The organism is Nitratireductor rhodophyticola (assembly GCF_019891355.1).
Classification (GTDB): Bacteria; Pseudomonadota; Alphaproteobacteria; order Rhizobiales; family Rhizobiaceae; genus Nitratireductor; species Nitratireductor rhodophyticola.
In genome coordinates this window covers 71879-89378 of record NZ_JAHSSF010000003.1, presented here as the reverse complement: position 1 = coordinate 89378, position 17500 = coordinate 71879, and the positions used below count along the sequence as shown (strand labels likewise).

Below are 17500 nucleotides of genomic sequence, written 5' to 3'. Positions count from 1 at the left end.
CGCTATCGCTGGTTAAGGGCGGGCCCTGGCCGCAGCAGGGCCAGAAGCGCGCCATAGGGCGCGAGCATCGCAAGGCCGATCAGTATCTTCACCACAAAATCGCCGAGCGCCAGCGAAAGCCAGAGCGGTGCATCGATGTCTGTGCCGAACAGCGATACGGGGAAGGCAAGCGAGCCATCCTCCAGGCCGAAGGCCGTGTCGAGAAAGGCGAAGCGGGCAGCAAAGGCCAGCGAGAAGAAGAGCGCTGTGTCGAGCACGGAGCCGATCAGCGTCGAGATCAGCGGTGCGCGCCACCAGGCGCTGCCGCGAAGCCGGTCGAACACGGCCACGTCAAGCAATTGCGCAAAGAGAAACGCGGCGCCGGAGGCGATGGCAATGCGCGGGCTTGCGAGCCAGATCGAAAGAACCACCGCAAGCAGAAAACCGGACAAAACCACGCGCCGGGCGGCAGCGGGGCCGAAGCGGCGGTTCGTCAGATCGTTGACGAGAAACGCTACGGGATAGGTAAACGCACCCCAGGTGAGCAGATCGCCGAGGCCGAAATGCTGAAACGGATACTGGACGAGAAAATTGGAGGCGGTGACGATCAACGCCATGGCGGCCATGAAGGGCCAGATCGCATAAAGACGATTCATTTTTTTATCCTGGGTGATGGAACCAGAAAGCCCGCCATCAGCGCATTGTCAGTCAGGCAGAAGCCCATTCCCGAACTGCGCGGCCATGGCGGGCCGATGAATTTTATTGCCGGGCCGCAGCCGTGCCGCGGCAGAGGCCTCAGGCCGCGGCCTGCTCAGCGATCTTCTTCTCGACCTGCTTCTTGAGCAGACGAGCGCGCTGGGAAAGCTCGTTGGCCTTCGCCTTGACGAGAAACGCGTCGAGACCGCCGCGGTGCTCCACCGTGCGCAGAGCATTGGCGGAAACGCGCAGGCGCACGTTCTGGCCGAGAGCCTCGGACTGAAGCGTCACGTGGCACAGGTTGGGCAGAAAGCGACGACGCGTCTTGTTGTTCGCGTGGCTCACATTGTTGCCGGTCATTACGGCTTTGCCGGTCAGTTCGCAGGCGCGGGACATTTTTCAAACCTTCATCGTCTTGGCCCGTCCATACCCAACTGCCGCACCTGAAACTGGCGGCGCGCGGTCGGTTGTTAGCGGCCTTATGGAAAAAGTTGCCGTTCCATAGAGATATTTGGCGTGTGGGTCAAGCACCCTGCGACGCGGTTCGGACAATCTCCATGGCCCTTTTCCAAAGATTTGCCTTATTATTCTTCTTTAGGCAAGGGGAGGGACGCGCCGGTTTATCGGCGTGCTGGAGGGCACGGCTCGTGATGCGGTGTGCAGTTGCTCGATTTTTCCTCGCAATCGCCCTGCTGGCTTTGGCGGGAAGTGCCCGCGCGGAGAGCGAGACTCATCGCTTTCGCTACAGTGCGTCGCTGTTTGGCATTCCCATTGGAAAGGCGGATTTCACGAGCCGGCTCGAAGAGAGCCGTTTCGAGGTGTCGGGTCGTTTTGCCAGCGCGGGTGTGGCCCGTCTCTTTGACAGGACAGATGGGACGGTGAGTTCCAAAGGCAGGCTTTCCGGGCGGTCCGTCGTGCCGTCTTCCTACGAGCTGGCCTATGTCAGCGGCAAGAAGCGGGAGACGACGTCAATCCGCTACAGCAGGGGGCAGGTTGCCGAAACGGTCATAACACCGAAGCCGAAGAAACGCGGCAAGGACTGGATCGTCGTGTCGAAAGAAGACCTTGCGGGTGCTCTCGACCCCCTGTCCGCGCTTCTTTCGCCGGCGCGAAACGCGGCGGATGTCTGCAATCGCCGGTTCAGGGTTTTCGACGGTGAGATGCGGGCTGACATCGTGTTTTCGCCGGCTGCGAAGGGCGAACACATTGGCAGGGACCTTGTGACCTGCAAGGCGCGTTTCATTCCGGTGTCGGGTTATCGAAAGGGGCGTTCCACAATCGCTTTCCTGCGGGACAGGGCTCGTATATTGGTTGCTTTCAAACCGCTTGGCACGCGCGGTCATCACACGCCCGTCCAGGCGCGGATCGGAACCAAGATTGGCACGGTCCATATTGAGGGCCGGCCGGTCGATTAAGGCGTTTCGCACGGGGAGGGGATATTGGCACGTGCCACGCTGATCGGGTTTACGGCTGTCATCATGTGGGCGCTTCTGGCGCTTTTCACCGCGGGTTCAGGGGCGGTCCCGCCATTTCTTCTTTCCGCCCTTTCCTTTTCGGTGGCAACCCTGATCGGTCTTGGCATGCGGATTGCAGCGCCGCCAGCCGGGCCAGCGGAGCCTGTGCCGCCCGTGGTCTGGCTCATCGGTATCGCCGGGCTCTTCGGGTACCACTTCTTCTACTTCACGGCGCTGCGCAACGCGCCGGCGGTGGAAGCAAGCCTGATTGCCTATCTCTGGCCTCTGCTGATCGTGCTGGGCTCCGCGCTAATGCCGGGAGAAAGGCTCGGCTGGCACCACATTGCGGGCGCGCTTCTGGGGCTCGCCGGAACGGCGCTGATCATCACCAAGGGTGGCGGGTTCAGTTTTGAAAGCCGCTATGCACTGGGCTACGCGGCGGCGGGAGCCTGTGCCCTGTTCTGGTCCGGCTATTCGCTTCTGTCGCGGCGGTTTCAGGCTGTGCCAACCAGCATTGTCACCTGGTTCTGCGCGGCAACGGCGATCCTTTCAGCGCTTTGCCATGTGGGACTGGAGGAGACCGTGTGGCCGGTCTCCACGGCTGAATGGCTCAACGTTCTCGGCCTCGGTCTCATGCCGGTTGGTGCGGCGTTTTATGCATGGGATTACGGGGTCAAGCGCGGTAACATTCAGGTTCTGGGTGCAGCAAGCTACGCCGCACCGCTCCTTTCGACGCTGATCCTGATTGCCGCCGGTGCTGCCGAGCCGACCACAAACATCATCGCTGCCTGTCTCCTGATTACCTTCGGTGCGGCACTTGCGGCTAAGAACATGATCCTGAAGCCGCGCAGGCATGAGGCAGATGCGGCATCGTAGAATCAGGAAATATCCTTGCGCTTCCTGATTTCGGCGAAGACGGCCTCGTCGCTCGCATCTTCCATACCGAGATTGCGGCGGATTACCGGGTCGTGCCAGCGCAGGAACGGATTGGTGGCCATCTCCCTGCCGACGGTGGTCGGCAGTGTGGGCCTGCCTTCGCTGCGAAGACGGGAAATTTCCTTTGCGCGCTCCCTGAGTGCCGAGTTGGTCGGGTCAACGGTCAGGGCGAAGCGGGCATTGGTTTCCGTATATTCATGGCCGCAATAGACGATCGTTTCCAGGGGGAGTGCGGCGAGCTTCTTCAGTGAAGCGAGCATGACGGGCGGTTTGCACTCGAAAAGGCGGCCACAGCCGAGCGCAAACAGCGTGTCGGCAGTAAACACGATGCCAGCTTCGGCGAAGTGATAACTCACATGTCCAGCCGTATGTCCCGGTGTCTCGATCACCGTCGCGCCCTGTTTCCCGACCGAAACCGTGTCGCCTTCGCTCACCGTGCGATCTATGCCGGGAATGCGATCGGCTTCCGCCGCCGGACCCGTGATGGTGAGGCCAAAGCGCTCCTTGAGGGCGAGGTTCGCCTCCACATGGTCCGGGTGATGATGGGTGGTGAGGATCATTGTCGGGCGCCAGCCAGTCCGCTCGACGGCGGACAGGATGGCGCGTTCTTCCGGCGCGTCGATGAGGGCTGTCTCGCCCGTCTCCGTGTCATGGACCAGAATGCCGAAATTGTCGCTCCGGCACATAAACTGCTCGATCTTCAAGGCCATGAATCTCTCCGTTGTCGGCTGGACGATAGGGCGAGGGCGGCGGCTTGTCACGCCGGGTGCGACAATTCTCCATGGCAATCGGGGGAACCCGATTGCCCTTCGTCTTTCTTTCCCTCAAGCGCCGGGCGGGCGCATCCGCGCCCTTGGCTTGCGGCGCATATGCGCCGGCGGTCGGTCGACCTTGCCATTTTGCTGCGCAAACATGGAAATCTGCGTTCGTTTCTGATCGTGCGATGAAGCTCTCCCTCCATCTGATTGCCACGGACAATTCTTGCCGGTGTCGTGGAAGGGGGGTACCGTCGCAGCCATGATTTCGGACATTGTTGCGCTTCGCGCTTTCTATTCTTCCCTGCTTGGTCGCCTGGCCGAGCGCTCCCTTGCGATGGCGCTGTCGTCCATCTGGTCGAAGAGCACCAGTGAACGTCTGGTAGGCCTTGGCTACACATTGCCCTGGCTCGACCGTTTCGGCGCAGATGCGGAGCGCGCATTTGCCTTCATGCCGGCCATGCAGGGGGCGGTGCCGTGGCCGGCGGGGCAAGCCTCAACCACAGCACTGGTGTTCGAGGAGGAACTGCCACTCCCCGATTCCTCCGTTGACCGGGTGCTCATGGTTCATGCGCTGGAGCACACGGAAAATCCGCAGCAGGCTCTGCTGGAGATATGGCGTGTTCTTGCGCCCGGTGGCCGCCTTGTGATCGCGGTGCCGAACCGGCGGGGCATGTGGGCGCGTTTCGAAAACACCCCCTTTGGCACCGGCCGGCCCTATTCCCGCACGCAGCTGGCCGAGGCGCTGCGGGAAGCGAACTTTACCGCGACGGCCTGGGGCGACGCCCTGCATTTTCCACCCTCCGAGCGGCGCTTTGTCCTGCGGCTTCATCAATTGCTGGAACAGGCCGGACGGCGCTTCTGGCCGATTTTCGCCGGCGTTCTGGTGGTGGAGGCTGAAAAGCGTCTCTACCAGGGGCTGCCGGTGACAGCCCGCGCATCGCGTCGTGTCTTCGTGCCGGTGCTTTCACCGCAGGGCGCAACACGCGTCGGCGCCCTCAGGCGCAATCAGGAAAGGGAGTGCTGACCAATGGCGATGGATACCCGGATTACCGAACTTTTTGGCATTGAGCTTCCGATCCTGCTTGCGCCGATGGCGGGGTCTGCCGGATCGGAACTGGCGATTGCAGTCTGTGAGGCGGGCGGGCTCGGCGCGCTGCCCTGCGCCCTGCTCACGCCGGAAAAGATCCGGACGGAAATGGGCATTATACGTCAGCGCACCGACAGGCCGGTCAATCTGAATTTCTTCTGCCATGTGCCACCCACGCCCGATGCGGAGCGGGAAGCGGCGTGGCGTGAGCGCCTGCGGCCCTATTATTCCGAGTTTGGAATCGATCCGGATGCCGCACCTCCCGGGGCTGGGCGCAATCCTTTCAACGAAGAAAGCTGTGCCATCGTGGAAGAATTTCGGCCGGAGGTGGTGAGCTTCCATTTTGGCCTGCCGGACGGTGCGCTGATGCAGCGCGTTCGTGCGACAGGCGCGAAGATCATAGCTTCCGCAACGACCGTCGCCGAGGCGCGCTTTCTCGAAGAGAATGGCTGCCACGCGATCATCGCCCAGGGGGCGGAAGCCGGCGGGCATCGAGGCGTATTTCTCGAGCCGGACATTGCCACACAGCCCGGCACACTGGCGCTGGTGCCGCAGGTGGTCGATGCGGTCTCCGTGCCGGTCGTTGCTGCGGGCGGAATCTCGGATGGCCGCGCGGTTGCCGCGTGTTTCATGCTTGGGGCATCCGCCGTTCAGGTCGGGACGGCCTATCTGCAATCGCCGGAAGCGCTCACCAGCCCCGGCCACCGCGATGCGCTGGCGCTTGCGCGCGACGACCGCACGGTTCTGACCAATGTCTTCACGGGCCGGCCTGCCCGCGGTCTCCTGAACCGCTTCGTCAGTGAGGTGGGGCCGATGAGCGACAGGGCTCCAGCGTTTCCGCTGGCCACGGCGGCGGTGGGGCCATTGCGTGCTGCCGCCGAGAAGGCGGGGGTGAGCGATTTTTCGCCGCTCTGGGCGGGGCAGGCAGCACCTCTCGCCGCTCCGATGCCGGCGGGCGAACTGACTGTCAAACTCGCCCGTGATGCCGAAACGCTTCTTCGAGGTTAGCGTTTACCTCAGGGGTAATTGGTTTCATTCAGAAGGCGCTGCAATGTGCTCTCAAACAATGTTCGAGAGAAGGACTTCGCGCATGCCAGCCTACGCCATCGGTCATCTTCGCAATGTCGTCATGGGCCCGGCCATCGTCGAATATCTGGAGCGCATCGATGAAACGCTCGAGCCGTTCGGCGGGCATTTTATCATCCACGGCGCACTGCCGGAGGTGAAGGAAGGAAACTGGGAGGGCGACCTGATCGTGATCGCCTTTCCAGATCGCGGGAAGGCCGATGCCTGGTATGCCTCGCCGGCTTATCAGGCCATCAAGACCCTGCGCAGCGACAACTCAGACGGCGAGATCCTGTTGATCGACGGTGTCGACGCCGACCATAGGGCAAGCGATATTCTGTCTGCAGCATGAGGATGACGGGGCCTGCCTTGCCCCGAACACCTCAGAACTTCATTTTGAAGCCGCCGGAGATTGTGACGGTGCGGAACTCGAGGCCGCCACCATCCTGAAATGCCTCAACCGGTGCGCCGGAAGCGATTTCGGAAATCCGCACATCGCCGATTTTATGGAAATGTTGCTCGAAATTTGCGGCGACAAACAGATTGGCGTTTTTGGTGAGGTTATATTCTGCCCGCCCGGAGAGAGAAACGAACGGCAGGGTGCCAAAATCACTGTTGAAACGCAGGTCGCGCGACCAGTGGTGGTCTTCATCCTCGACTTTGAAGTTGAGGCCCCCGCGCGCCTGGAGGGAGAAGGTCCAGCCTTTGTGCCTTGCGGTGGCTTCTGCCCCCAGGAAGACGCCCGGAAATTTCTGCTGATAGGAGATGCCACGCTCACTGTCGCGGAAGTTTCCTATATCGTCACGGAAGCCATTTTCGCTGTAGACAAATGAACCGCCGAAAGTAGTCCATTTGACGTCTGTATATTTGAAACCACCATGCAGATTGAGGGTCAGCGAATCCCTGATCTCAAAATCACGCCCGAGTGCGATATCGCCCGTGAAATAATGGTTTAGCTCCGTATCGGGGTGAATCGAGTGATCGCTCCAGTCGTTGAAGGCATAGCTGGGCGATGCATCGAGCCAGTCATAGTCCTCCATTCGGCTTTTCCCGGATATGCCCACTGTCGCGCTTGCCGCCAGCGTCCACGGGCCGGCAAAACGCGCATGCAAACTCCCAGTCAGAACGGGCGCTTCGCTCTCCCAGAAAAGCGCGCTGACGCGATTTCCAGCAGAGTCGTACACGATCTCTTCAGCCCGGAGAAATGTGTAGCCCACGCCTCCGATGAAGGTGACTTCACCGTCGCGCGATGCCAACTCTAATCTGTTTGGGACCGAGAGGTCGGCTGCAGGCGCCAATGTCGGTGAAATTGAAAACAATAATATAGCTGGAATGAAAAACTTGCGCATCGTTTGGAATCCACTGTCAAAATTAAGAGCTTCTAAAAAAACGTAAACAAAATCACTTCTATATAATTTTTAGTGTATTTTTATTTTATGCAATAATAAGCTGTGTTTCGAACTGACACTCTTTTTCGACCCGCTATTCTTCTCGGGCGTTTGGCAACATGCCTGGCGAAAGGAGCGGATGTGCGTCTACTAGCGCTGACCGATTTGTTCAAGCTCATAAGGCGTCGACTGATAGACCTGATTTATCCAGTTGCCGAAGAGCAGGTGCGCGTGTGAGCGCCAGCGGTTGAGAGGCGGGCGGCTGGGATCGTTGTCCGGGTAGTAGCCGTGCGGTACGGCAACCTCGGTCCCCGTGGCAACATCGCGGTCATATTCCTCCTTGAGCGAGGTGGAATCGTATTCGATGTGGTTGAACATATAGAGCCGGTTGCCTGTCTCTTCCGTCAAAAGGCAGGGGCCGGTAACGTCCGATTCCATGAGCACCTGGAGGCCTTTGTCGGCGGGAATGTCGGCAGAGCGGACCTCGGTCCAGCGCGAGACGGGGATGGCGAAATCGTCTGAGAAGCCGGCGAGGAAGGGAGAGGCGGGCGCATTGTTGCGGTGCCTGAAGACGCCAAAAGCCTTCTTCTCGAGCGTGTATTTGGGAATGCGGTGGAAATGCCAGGCAGCCGCCATGGCACCCCAGCAGATATAAAAGGATGAGTGGACGTTGGTCAGCGTCCAGTCCAGAATCTGCTCCAGTTCCCTCCAGTAGGTGACGTCCTCGAACGGGAGAAGCTCAATCGGCGCACCGGTGATGATGAAGCCGTCGAACTTGCGGTCACGCACTTCCTCCCAGGTCTGGTAGAAGGATATCAGGTGTTCTTCCGGCGTGTTCTTGGCACGGTGGTTGCCGATACGCACGAGGGTCAGTTCCACCTGAAGGGGCGAAGCGCCGATCAGCCGGGCAAACTGGGTTTCGGTGCGGATTTTGTTGGGCATGAGGTTGAGGAGCCCGATCTGTAGTGGGCGGACGTCCTGCCGCAGCGCTGTCTGCTCGTCCATCACGGACACACCTTCACGCACGAGAACATCGCGGGCGGGAAGCTGGTCGGGGATCTTGATCGGCATTGTTTTGCTCCAACAAAAAAGACCGGTGGCGAAATCGCGACCGGTCTCAGCAAATTCTGCTTCGCACGGCCTTTTAGCGAATTGTTTTACGTGGCTGCAAGCCGACCGGCCAAATCACCACGAGTGAAGGTCTTTATTTAGGATGGTGTTTTCTTTGCGTCAATCGCTGTCATGGGCTAAAGCAACGGACGGATTTTCTCCGCAGGGTCGAGGATCCGACTAACCGTTTCCCAAAAACAGGACCATTCAATGAGTACGTCCGTCCGTCCCGAACCGAAGCCCGGTGTCATGGATATCGCCGCCTATGTGCCCGGCCGCGAGAGCGCGCCAGGTGCGACGAAGGTGTGGAAGCTCTCCTCGAACGAATCTCCGCTCGGGCCCTCGCCCGCGGCTGTCGAGGCGATTTCCAAAGCGATGGGGCATCTGGAGCTTTATCCGGACGGATCGGCAACCAAACTGCGCAATGCCATTGCGGAGACGCATGGGCTGAACCCGGCCAATATTCTTTGCTCCAACGGGTCCGATGAGCTTCTTGGCCTGCTCGCGCAGACCTATATCAAGCCCGGCGACGAGGCGATTTTCACCGAGCACGGGTTTCTTGTCTACCGCATCCAGACGCTGGCGGCCGGTGGCACGCCGGTGGTGGTGAAGGAAGACAAGGAGCGTGCGGATGTCGACGCAATCCTTGCGGCGGTGACGGAAAAAACGCGCATCGTGTTCCTTGCCAACCCGAACAATCCGACTGGCACTTACATTCCGGTGGACGAAGTGCGCCGCCTGCAGGCAGGCCTGCCGAAGACGGCGCTTCTGGTGCTGGATGCTGCCTACGCCGAATATGTGCGCCGCAACGATTACGAATCCGGTATCGAACTCGTCTCTTCGAGCGAAAACGTCGTGATGACGCGGACCTTCTCCAAAATCCACGGCATGGCGGCGCTGCGCATCGGCTGGATGTATGCACCGGCGCATGTGGTGGATGCGGTGAACCGCGTGCGCGGTCCCTTCAATGTCAATGCGCTGGCCATCGAGGCGGGTGCGGCGGCGATCCGCGACAAGGCGCATGTGGAACGGGCCGTTGCGCACAACGAGACCTGGAGTGCCTGGTTGGTCGAGGAGCTTGGCAAGCTCGGCCTGAGGGTCACGCCCAGCGTCGGCAATTTCCTGCTGATCCATTTTCCCGAGAATGGCGGCAAGTCGGCAGCGGATGCGGACGCCTTCCTTGGGACGCGCGGTTATGTGCTGCGCCGGGTTGTGCCCTATGGCTTCCCCAACGCGCTGCGTCTGACTGTCGGCCCCGAAGAGGCCAATCGCGGCGTCGTTGCCGCGCTCAAGGAATTCATGGAAAGCTGAGTTGTGCCTGAACCACTTTTTGACAAGGTCGCGCTGGTCGGCATCGGCCTGATCGGTTCGTCGCTTGCGCGGGCCGTCAGGCATGGCGGTCTTGCGACCACCATTGCCATTTCAAGTCGCAGTGAGAAGACGCTGGCCAGAGCCCGCGAACTTGGGCTGGGCGATGTCTACGAGCAGGATGCGGCCGAAGCTGTGCGGGACGCCGATCTGGTTATCGTCTCGGTTCCCGTCGGTGCCTCGGGCGCGGTCGCAAAGGTCATAGCCGCGGGATTGAAACCGGGGGCGATTGTCACGGATGTCGGCTCGACCAAGGCGTCGGTGATTGCGCAGATGCAACCGCATCTGCCTGACAGCGTACATTTCATCCCGGGGCACCCGATCGCGGGTACCGAAGATTCCGGTCCGGATGCCGGTTTTGCGGATCTGTTCGAGGGGCGCTGGTGCATTCTGACGCCGCTGCCGGATACGGATGTGGACGCGCTGGCGCGTCTGTCAGCCTTCTGGGAAGGCTGTGGCGCGATGGTGGACCGGATGGATCCTGAACATCATGACATGGTGCTGGCCATCGTTTCGCATCTGCCGCATATCATCGCCTACAACATCGTGGGTACGGCGGACGATCTGGAGGCGGTCACGAAGTCGGAAGTCATCAAATACTCGGCCTCCGGTTTCCGCGATTTCACACGTCTGGCAGCCTCCGACCCGACGATGTGGCGCGATGTGTGCCTGCACAACAGCGATGCGATCCTGGAGATGCTGGCCCGTTTTTCCGAAGACCTCTCGGCTCTCCAGCGTGCAATCCGGTGGGGCGACGGGGAGAAGCTCTTCGAAATGTTCACCCGGACACGGGCGATCCGGCGGTCCATCATCGAGGCAGGTCAGGACATCGACGTGCCGGACTTTGGCCGACACGCGCTTGCGCACCCCGAAAAGCCGTAAGCCTCATCTTACGGGCGGAATGCTCCCGAGTGGCAGGAAGCCGACGAAGACGCGACCCTGGCGGATGTTCACCGGCAGGGTCGGTGCCGCACCGAGATTGGCGAGCCCGGCCGTGATTCCGGCGATCTCATCGCGCTTGTCAGGCACGATCTGGCCGACAAGCTGCGCGATTCTCTGAGGCTCGTTGACCGTCACGCGCAGTTCGGCATCGATCAGGCCGTTTTCGTCTATCCTGATCGGCCCCTTGACGGTGAGGCCCGCATTTCCGCCTGCGATCTTGAGGTTAAGGTTTTCAACGGTGCCCGAACGGCCGCGCAGTTCCGGCACGCTGGTGCTGGCCAGTGCCACACCATCATCCAGAGTGACGAGCAATTCACCGTCGATGGCCGGTATCGCGGTGCCGTTTGTGAGCCCCGGATCGATGGTTAGGGCCTGCGCAATCAGGGCGAGGTCCAGATCAGTCCCGTTTTGACGCGTGTGGGCCTGAATGTTGCCAGCGCGGGCTATGGGCTGACGGTTGTCATCATCAAGCGTCAGAACAACGTTCTTTGCTTCACTGGACAGACGTTCCGGCAGGCTGGCCGTGAGGCGTGCGCTGATGCGCATGTTCTCCCAGTCGGCTTCAATGGCGGGAAGATAGGGCGTTGCGATGCGGGCAGGCGCGTCCAGCTCGCCCACCGTGCGCATTGGCTGATAGACCTGTGCGGCAGAACGGAACGCGCCGGCGCTTACGGACACGCCGTTTTCTGCATCCTCATAAAAGACGCTGCGGCAGAACAGGCCTATGCGGAAAGGATAGCCGCGGGCTGTCGGCTCCTCGCAATTGGCGCGCTGGTGTCCGGCGTTCAGGTCTTCGATCGCAGTGATCGTGCGCTGTTCCAGCGTGTCGGCGGCGTAGAACCAGGCGCCCGTATAGGCAAGGATCACCAAAACGATGAAAAGCGCGAAGAGAAAGAAACGGCGGCTGAAACTGCGTCTGGCGCGTTTTCTTGACGGCATGATGTCCTCCGGTTAACCCGTTCGCCTCCAGTGATGGCGAGACGGCAACACCCTTTCAAGCATTGGGCAGGCGATATGGACGATTTTTGGGTCTTTGGCTATGGATCGCTGATGTGGCGGCCGGGTTTTGCGCATGTGGAGACCCGCAAAGCCAGACTATATGGCTATCGCCGCGCTCTGTGTATCCACTCGCATGTGCATCGTGGGACGCCGGATCGGCCGGGTCTGGTGCTGGGGCTTGATCGGGGCGGGTCGTGCCTTGGCCTCGCTTTTCGTGTGCCGGGCGAACTTGAAACGGAAGTGGTCGACTATCTGCGCGAACGGGAACTCGTCACGAATGTCTATCTGGAACGCCGCGTCGGAATCCGTCTGGAAGACGGTGCTTCGGTAACGGCGCTGACCTATGTGGTCGACCGTAGTCACGGCCAGTATGCGGGCAGCCTCGATGTCGATCATGCCGCGCGGCAGGTCAGCGCATCGGTCGGGCAATCGGGCCCGAATGTGGACTATGTGCGCAACACCGTGGAACACCTGAAAGCACTCGGCATCCGCGATCACTGGCTGGAAACCGTGGCCGCGCGCATTGGCCAGACGGACAATGCCCTTTAAGTGACCCGGGTTTCTGCCTTAGCCTTGCAGGACGCCCAGCTCTCTCAGGCGCCTGCGGGCGGTCTCGGGAAGGGGAGGCGGGTTGGATGAGGTTGCGGCTTCCACCAGCATCTCGTCGCAGGCGGCCTCGGTTTCGCTGACCAGTCGCTTCTGAAATTCTTCGCGGGAGAGGCCCGGTTCGATGGGCGGCAGGAAGCGGGCGCGAATGACGCCTGGATGACGCAGGAACTTGCGCCGGGGCCAGAAGAGTCCTGCGGCGTGTGCAACCGGAACCACAGGAACACCAAGCTGGGCATAGAGTTCGACGATGCCGTATTTGTAGGCCGGCTCGGCACCCGGCGGGCGGCGCGTGCCTTCCGGATAGATGATGAGCTGCCGGTTGTTCTTCATCAGTTCATGCGCCGATTTCACGGCCTGTTTCAGCGCTTTGGTGCGGCTGCCGCGATCGATCGGAATCATGCGCATCTTGGCCACATACCAGCCGAAAAACGGAATCCAGACCAGTTCGCGTTTCAGAATGTAGAGCGCGTCGGGAATGTTCGGCAGAAAGGCGATCGTATCCCAGAACGACTGATGCTTCGGGGCAATGATACAGGGTCCGTCTGGCAGATTTTCCAGGCCCGTTATCTCCGAGCGGGCACCCGTGATCACCCTTTGCAGCCACAGGCTGGACGCGGCCCAGAATTTTGGCACGAACCAGGCCTTCTTGCGCGGCAGAAGAAAGAAAACCGGTGTCCAGAACAGCATCTGAAGGATGAGGTTCAGATAGAAGACGGCATTGAAAACGGCGGAGCGAATATAGAGCATGAACCTGGCCCGTTGGGTGTCTTGCGAGGCTCTTACATGAACCGGACGCCGAGGCAAAGCTGCGGAGGGATCAGTCGCTGTGTGCGCTTGCTTTCGTAAGCTCCGCAGGACCGTTGATGCCAGTGTTGCGGGGAAGCGGGATAACCTCGCGAACGAGCGCGCCGACATATTTCGCATACTCGGTTGCGAGTACCCGGAGCGCGTCGGGTTTTGCAAGCCATGCGCCATTGTCGAGCGGTGTGTTGACCACGGGATAAGGGTAGACTTTTGAGTTCGGCAGAAGGCGCTGCATCTCGAGAAGGCTGCGCGGCATGTGATAGTTGTTGGTCACGAGGATGATGCTGTCATAGGCGTTTGCCTGCACCCATTTGGCGCTTTCCTCGGCATTTCCGATCGTGTCGAGTGCGGCATGATCGATATCGACGCAACAGTCGAAAAGGGCCGCCTCGCTGCCGGTCGCGATGCGGAGGTCGTCGGCCCGCGCGACGGGATTCACGCCGCTTATCAATAGCCGTTTTCCTTTACCAGCCTTGAGCAGGTTCACGGCGGCGTCGATGCGCGATTGACCTCCTGTCAGCACGATGATGCCGTCGGCATCGTCGACATCACGCGGGGCTGAAAGGTGGCCGATATGATCGGCAAATAACCCGAAGCCGGCAATGAAGATGAAGGCTCCGACAACACACACCAGCAATGAAAGCCTGGCCAGACGGCGCATGCCAAAGCGCCTGCCGCGTCGCGGAGGCTTTCCCGGGCCGTCGAGGCCATGCTGGCGCTCTTGCTTCATGGTGCGATGGTTAGCCGTAAATTACGGCAATGGATAGTCGGCGGGCCGTTGGTGAACAAGACAATAGCCGTTTCTGTATCGTTACATGCTGTCGGGGTGGGTGCTGTCGACGCTCTTCAGATAGGATAGAACGGTGACATGCGTGGTCGCTGCCGTCAGTACGGCAATGACGATGACGATGGCACCAACCCCGATATACCCCGAGGGACCTATGGCGAAGTTGCCGAACAGGGCGGTGGCCTGATCGGCTTCAGGCGTTGCCATATTGCGGGAAGACCACCAGTAGAAACCGATGAAAACGAGGATCGCTCCGATCCCGCCGGCGGCGGCGCCCTTCATGCCCGCCAGCAGGAAGTGGCGTCGGAACTGAGAGGCGATGAAGGGCGCTTCCGCTCCGACGAAATGCAGAACTTCGATAATGTGGCCGTTTCCGGCCATGGCGCCGCGGGTGGCAAAGATAACGGTCAGGGCGGTGGCGGAAAGCATGAGCACCAGCGCAGACATGCCGATGGTGACTGTTGTGCGCGCCATGGCGACCAGCCGGTCAACCCAGGTTCGATGATCGTCCAGCGTCGCATTGGCGACGGTCTCCTGCAGTTCGGCGCGCATGCCGGCAAAGTCGGGGCGGGACAGAGGATCTATGGTGACTATGACGAGCCGCGGCACGGGCAGGCTGTCGATGTCGAGGCCCGTGCCGAGCCATGGTTCCAGAAGGCGGGCGGTGGCCTGCGCATCGACGATGCTGGCATCGAGCACGCCGGAATAACTGGCCGCGATGTCGCGAGCCTGGGCGAGGGCGGCGGTCATATCGAGCCCTTCCTCGGGCTTGATCTGGATGGTCGCTTCGCGGGCGATCTGCGTCTGCCAGGTTGCAGCCGTGTCGCGCACGAGGGTTACTGCGCCCAGAGTCAGGCAGGACAGGAAGGTCATGATGGCGATGACCAGAACCATGGCGCGGCCAGCCACATTGTCCGGCGGGACGATGGGCATCTGTTTGCGTGAGACAGCATCGCGCGCGCCTGAGCTGAGACGTGCGCCGAGATTTTTCAGGAGGCGCCTGGTTTCAGTCATAGATTTCCAGCCTCCCGCCGGACAACACCATGCGGCGCGCATCCACCTGGTCCATCAGGCCGAGATCGTGGGTGGCGATGACAACGGCGGTGCCAAGCCGGTTCAGTTCGATGAGCAGGCGCAACAGGCGACGGGCAAGCTGCGGATCGACATTGCCTGTCGGCTCATCTGCGAGAAGAATGCGCGGCTGCTCTATGAGCGCGCGGGCGATGGCTGCGCGCTGCTTCTCGCCGCCCGAGAGAATGGGGGGCAGAACATGCATGCGCTCTCCGAGCCCGACCCATTTCAATAATTCGATCACGTCGCTGCGATAGGTGGCTTCGTCACGGCCGCGCACGCGCAGCGGGAGTGCGACATTCTCGTAGGTCGTGAGATGGTCGAGCAGGCGGAAATCCTGAAACACGACACCGATGTTCCGGCGCAGGAGCGGCAGCTCCGTACGTGTGATCGCAGAGCGGTCCTTGCCGAAAATCGTGATCAGGCCGCGTGTCGGCTTGAGTGACATGAAGAGCAGGCGCAGCAGTGTTGTCTTGCCCGCACCCGAGGGGCCGCTCAGAAACTGAAACGAACGCTCGGGCAAATGGAAAGAGACATCGCGGAGGATCTCCGGACCCATCCCATATCTGTGGCCGACATTTTCAAATCGAATCACGAGGAACCTGCGTTCTGTGAGTGGCGGACGCTGCCTGGACGCATGCTGCCAGACCATCAACCCGCATGGTTAATAGCAAGTTAACTCTTGCTTGATATGCGTGATGTCCATGTACCCCGGAACGGTGGATCACGAAAGGACAGTCTGCCTGCATGAGGCACTCTGACAGCGCACGCCCCGTTTCGGGCGAAATCATGATGCCTGACCGGGTGCGCACGGCGCAATCCCGGACCATCGAGGCGTGCAATGCAGTGGATGCAGACTTCGAGACGGTCGTGTCTGCTGGAGGAGTCGCCCCGGCTGCGGGATCGGCACCGGCGGTGGAAAAGGCGCTTACAGGCCTCGACATGCTGAAACCGGGACGTCGCATCCAGCCCGTGAAATCTCCTCGTGCAGGACCGCTGTTCTGGGCGTTCGGAGCGGTGATCACGGCAGGGGCTTTCTGGATATCCGGCGGCCACAGCCTTGTTCGGGGCATGGATGTTTCCGGGGCCGAAAACCCGAAACAGGTCCTCCGGCTTGTCGATGTCACATCGCGGGTGGAGCGGCAGGGGGGCAATGCCCTGCTCATCGTCGACGGTGCTGCGCTCAACGGTGGCGATGGGCTTGTTGCGCTGCCGCCGATCTCGATCAACGTTCTGACGGAAAACGGCTCGACAACACGCTATTTTTTGGGGACAAACGACCAGCATCTCGGTCCTGGCGCGCGCTTTCCCTTCTCCAGCCGGCTTGTCGCGCCTAGGGAAGGGGTCAAGTCCGTCTCTGTGACGTTTCACACGTCGTAGGTCATCTGGTTTACGCGTTCCGGACAGCAAGTGCTCCCGGAAGTGCCCTGACAGGAGTTCGCCACCCATGCCTGTTGTTCGCGGCAAGGAAATCGAGGTTTTGTTTTCTGCCTCGACCATCGCCAGGCGCAATCTGGAACTCGCCAAGGACATCGCTTCGCGCGAGTATGACGATCTTCTGGTCATTTCCGTACTCAAAGGGTCGTTTATCTTTGCGGCAGACCTGATCCGCGCCATGCACGATGTCGGCATTTCGCCGGAAGTGGAGTTCATCATGATCTCCAGTTATGGCGCCGGCACCGAAAGCGGCGAGATCAAGGTGCTGCGTGACATCGACAACGATGTCAGCGGCCGCGACGTGCTGCTCATCGACGATATTCTGGAATCGGGCAAAACCCTGAAGCACACCCGGGAACTGATGCTCTCGCGGGGCGCAAAGTCTGTTTCCATCGCGGTGCTGCTCGACAAGCATTCGCGGCGGCAGACGGAGGTCGATGCCGAATTCGTTGGCTTCGAATGTCCCGACTATTTCGTGGTCGGTTATGGAATGGACGTGGCCCATGCCTTCCGCGAGCTGCCTTTTGTCGGTGTCGTCAAGGGCGATGCCTGAGCGGCGATATTTTAGACAAGTGAAGGCTGGCTCGTTTACCGAAGCGTAATCGGATGGGGCGAAAACAGGCCATGGCTAAGCTTTTGATCGTCGAGGACGATGAGTCCGTCCGTAATTTTACCGCCCGCGCATTGAGTGCCGCCGGTCATACCGTGGAAACGGCGGGTGACGGCCTTGAGGGGCTTGAGAAGATCAATGCCACGGCAGGAAATTACGATCTTGTCTTGTCGGATATCCGTATGCCGGCGATGGACGGTATCGAGATGGCGCGTGCCGTGGCCGACGCGTTTCCCGGTCTCCGGCTGCTTCTGATGACCGGTTATGCGGATCAGCGTGAGCGCGCAGTGGAACTGGAAGGCACGGTCTCGGGTGTCGTGAACAAGCCATTCACGCTGAGTGAGTTGCGCCAGCGCGTTGGCGAGGCACTGGCTGCCTGACAGTTCAGAGTAAATAGGGC

At 60.6% G+C, this 17500-nt stretch carries 21 protein-coding genes and 1 riboswitch; of the genes, 11 read left to right on the top strand and 10 right to left on the bottom strand.

The genetic code is table 11. The annotated features are described in order from the left end of the window. Positions 1-2 precede the first annotated feature (2 nt). Positions 3-635 carry a queuosine precursor transporter gene (locus KUG85_RS11465; protein WP_223005330.1) on the bottom strand — a complete coding sequence of 211 codons (633 nt, stop codon included), beginning with the start codon at positions 633-635 and terminating at the stop codon, positions 3-5. Positions 636-774: 139 nt separating this feature from the next. Beyond that, positions 775-1071: a 50S ribosomal protein L28 gene (rpmB, locus tag KUG85_RS11460; RefSeq protein ID WP_007010112.1), complete on the bottom strand. Its 297-nt coding sequence runs from the start codon at positions 1069-1071 to the stop codon at positions 775-777. Positions 1072-1373: 302 nt separating this feature from the next. On the opposite strand from rpmB, the gene KUG85_RS11455 reads away from it, so the two are divergent. Together KUG85_RS11455 and yddG are read left to right on the top strand one after the other, a co-directional pair. Beyond that, on the top strand, positions 1374-2090 hold the full coding sequence (locus tag KUG85_RS11455) for a DUF3108 domain-containing protein (RefSeq protein ID WP_223005329.1): 717 nt from the start codon (positions 1374-1376) through the stop codon (positions 2088-2090). Positions 2091-2114: 24 nt separating this feature from the next. Further along, positions 2115-3005: an aromatic amino acid exporter YddG gene (gene yddG / locus KUG85_RS11450; RefSeq protein WP_223005328.1), complete on the top strand. Its 891-nt coding sequence runs from the start codon at positions 2115-2117 to the stop codon at positions 3003-3005. Positions 3006-3007: 2 nt separating this feature from the next. Here the strand turns inward: yddG and gloB are convergent, their stop codons facing one another. Continuing rightward, positions 3008-3775 (bottom strand): hydroxyacylglutathione hydrolase, encoded by a 768-nt coding sequence (gene gloB / locus KUG85_RS11445; protein WP_007010109.1) that lies wholly within the window; start codon positions 3773-3775, stop codon positions 3008-3010. 307 nt (positions 3776-4082) lie between these two features. Between gloB and KUG85_RS11440 the strand changes: the two genes are divergently transcribed. The 3 genes from KUG85_RS11440 (at position 4083) to KUG85_RS11430 (ending at position 6327) form a co-directional block, all read left to right on the top strand. Continuing rightward, positions 4083-4847, top strand: a complete 765-nt coding sequence (locus KUG85_RS11440; protein WP_007010108.1) for a class I SAM-dependent methyltransferase — start codon at positions 4083-4085, stop codon at positions 4845-4847. A gap of 3 nt (positions 4848-4850) precedes the next feature. Beyond that, complete coding sequence (locus KUG85_RS11435) at positions 4851-5918, top strand: NAD(P)H-dependent flavin oxidoreductase (protein ID WP_223005327.1); 1068 nt, start codon at positions 4851-4853, stop codon at positions 5916-5918. Positions 5919-6000: 82 nt separating this feature from the next. Further along, on the top strand, positions 6001-6327 hold the full coding sequence (locus tag KUG85_RS11430) for a DUF1330 domain-containing protein (protein WP_223005326.1): 327 nt from the start codon (positions 6001-6003) through the stop codon (positions 6325-6327). 31 nt (positions 6328-6358) lie between these two features. On the opposite strand, the gene KUG85_RS11425 is transcribed toward KUG85_RS11430, so the two are convergent. Together KUG85_RS11425 and metA are read right to left on the bottom strand one after the other, a co-directional pair. After that, the gene (locus KUG85_RS11425) at positions 6359-7324 is read right to left on the bottom strand and encodes an omptin family outer membrane protease (protein WP_223005325.1); all 966 of its coding nucleotides are present in this window, start codon (positions 7322-7324) and stop codon (positions 6359-6361) included. 189 nt (positions 7325-7513) lie between these two features. After that, complete coding sequence (metA, locus tag KUG85_RS11420; protein WP_065818202.1) at positions 7514-8434, bottom strand: homoserine O-acetyltransferase MetA; 921 nt, start codon at positions 8432-8434, stop codon at positions 7514-7516. Between the two features lie 53 nt (positions 8435-8487). Continuing rightward, positions 8488-8565, bottom strand: a riboswitch (SAM riboswitch). Positions 8566-8683: 118 nt separating this feature from the next. Between metA and hisC the strand changes: the two genes are divergently transcribed. Continuing rightward, positions 8684-9784 (top strand): histidinol-phosphate transaminase, encoded by a 1101-nt coding sequence (gene hisC / locus KUG85_RS11415; RefSeq protein WP_223005324.1) that lies wholly within the window; start codon positions 8684-8686, stop codon positions 9782-9784. A gap of 3 nt (positions 9785-9787) precedes the next feature. Next, positions 9788-10723 carry a prephenate/arogenate dehydrogenase family protein gene (locus KUG85_RS11410; protein ID WP_065818204.1) on the top strand — a complete coding sequence of 312 codons (936 nt, stop codon included), beginning with the start codon at positions 9788-9790 and terminating at the stop codon, positions 10721-10723. A gap of 3 nt (positions 10724-10726) precedes the next feature. On the opposite strand, the gene KUG85_RS11405 is transcribed toward KUG85_RS11410, so the two are convergent. After that, positions 10727-11722 carry a DUF2125 domain-containing protein gene (locus KUG85_RS11405; protein WP_223005323.1) on the bottom strand — a complete coding sequence of 332 codons (996 nt, stop codon included), beginning with the start codon at positions 11720-11722 and terminating at the stop codon, positions 10727-10729. Between the two features lie 75 nt (positions 11723-11797). Here KUG85_RS11405 and KUG85_RS11400 point away from each other — a divergent pair, with 75 nt between their 5' ends. Beyond that, on the top strand, positions 11798-12331 hold the full coding sequence (locus KUG85_RS11400) for a gamma-glutamylcyclotransferase (RefSeq protein ID WP_065818206.1): 534 nt from the start codon (positions 11798-11800) through the stop codon (positions 12329-12331). A gap of 18 nt (positions 12332-12349) precedes the next feature. Here KUG85_RS11400 and KUG85_RS11395 read toward each other — a convergent pair whose 3' ends face one another. From KUG85_RS11395 to ftsE, 4 genes are all read right to left on the bottom strand, one after another. Next, a complete protein-coding gene (locus tag KUG85_RS11395) occupies positions 12350-13138 on the bottom strand; it encodes a lysophospholipid acyltransferase family protein (protein WP_223005322.1) in 789 nt (262 codons plus the stop codon). 70 nt (positions 13139-13208) lie between these two features. Beyond that, positions 13209-13925: a YdcF family protein gene (locus KUG85_RS11390; RefSeq protein WP_407673662.1), complete on the bottom strand. Its 717-nt coding sequence runs from the start codon at positions 13923-13925 to the stop codon at positions 13209-13211. A gap of 81 nt (positions 13926-14006) precedes the next feature. Beyond that, positions 14007-14996 carry a cell division protein FtsX gene (locus KUG85_RS11385; RefSeq protein ID WP_007010098.1) on the bottom strand — a complete coding sequence of 330 codons (990 nt, stop codon included), beginning with the start codon at positions 14994-14996 and terminating at the stop codon, positions 14007-14009. Further along, positions 14989-15648, bottom strand: coding sequence for a cell division ATP-binding protein FtsE (ftsE, locus tag KUG85_RS11380; protein WP_223005321.1), 660 nt, complete (start codon positions 15646-15648; stop codon positions 14989-14991). The genes KUG85_RS11385 and ftsE overlap by 8 nt, the downstream gene beginning before the upstream one ends. Before the next feature lie 152 nt (positions 15649-15800). Here ftsE and KUG85_RS11375 point away from each other — a divergent pair, with 152 nt between their 5' ends. The 3 genes from KUG85_RS11375 (at position 15801) to KUG85_RS11365 (ending at position 17480) form a co-directional block, all read left to right on the top strand. Then, positions 15801-16433, top strand: coding sequence for a hypothetical protein (locus tag KUG85_RS11375; RefSeq protein WP_223005320.1), 633 nt, complete (start codon positions 15801-15803; stop codon positions 16431-16433). Between the two features lie 67 nt (positions 16434-16500). Continuing rightward, on the top strand, positions 16501-17043 hold the full coding sequence (gene hpt, locus KUG85_RS11370; protein ID WP_007010095.1) for a hypoxanthine phosphoribosyltransferase: 543 nt from the start codon (positions 16501-16503) through the stop codon (positions 17041-17043). A gap of 71 nt (positions 17044-17114) precedes the next feature. Continuing rightward, entirely contained in the window at positions 17115-17480 is a 366-nt protein-coding gene (locus KUG85_RS11365) for a response regulator (protein ID WP_223005319.1), read from the top strand. Positions 17481-17500: the final 20 nt, after the last annotated feature.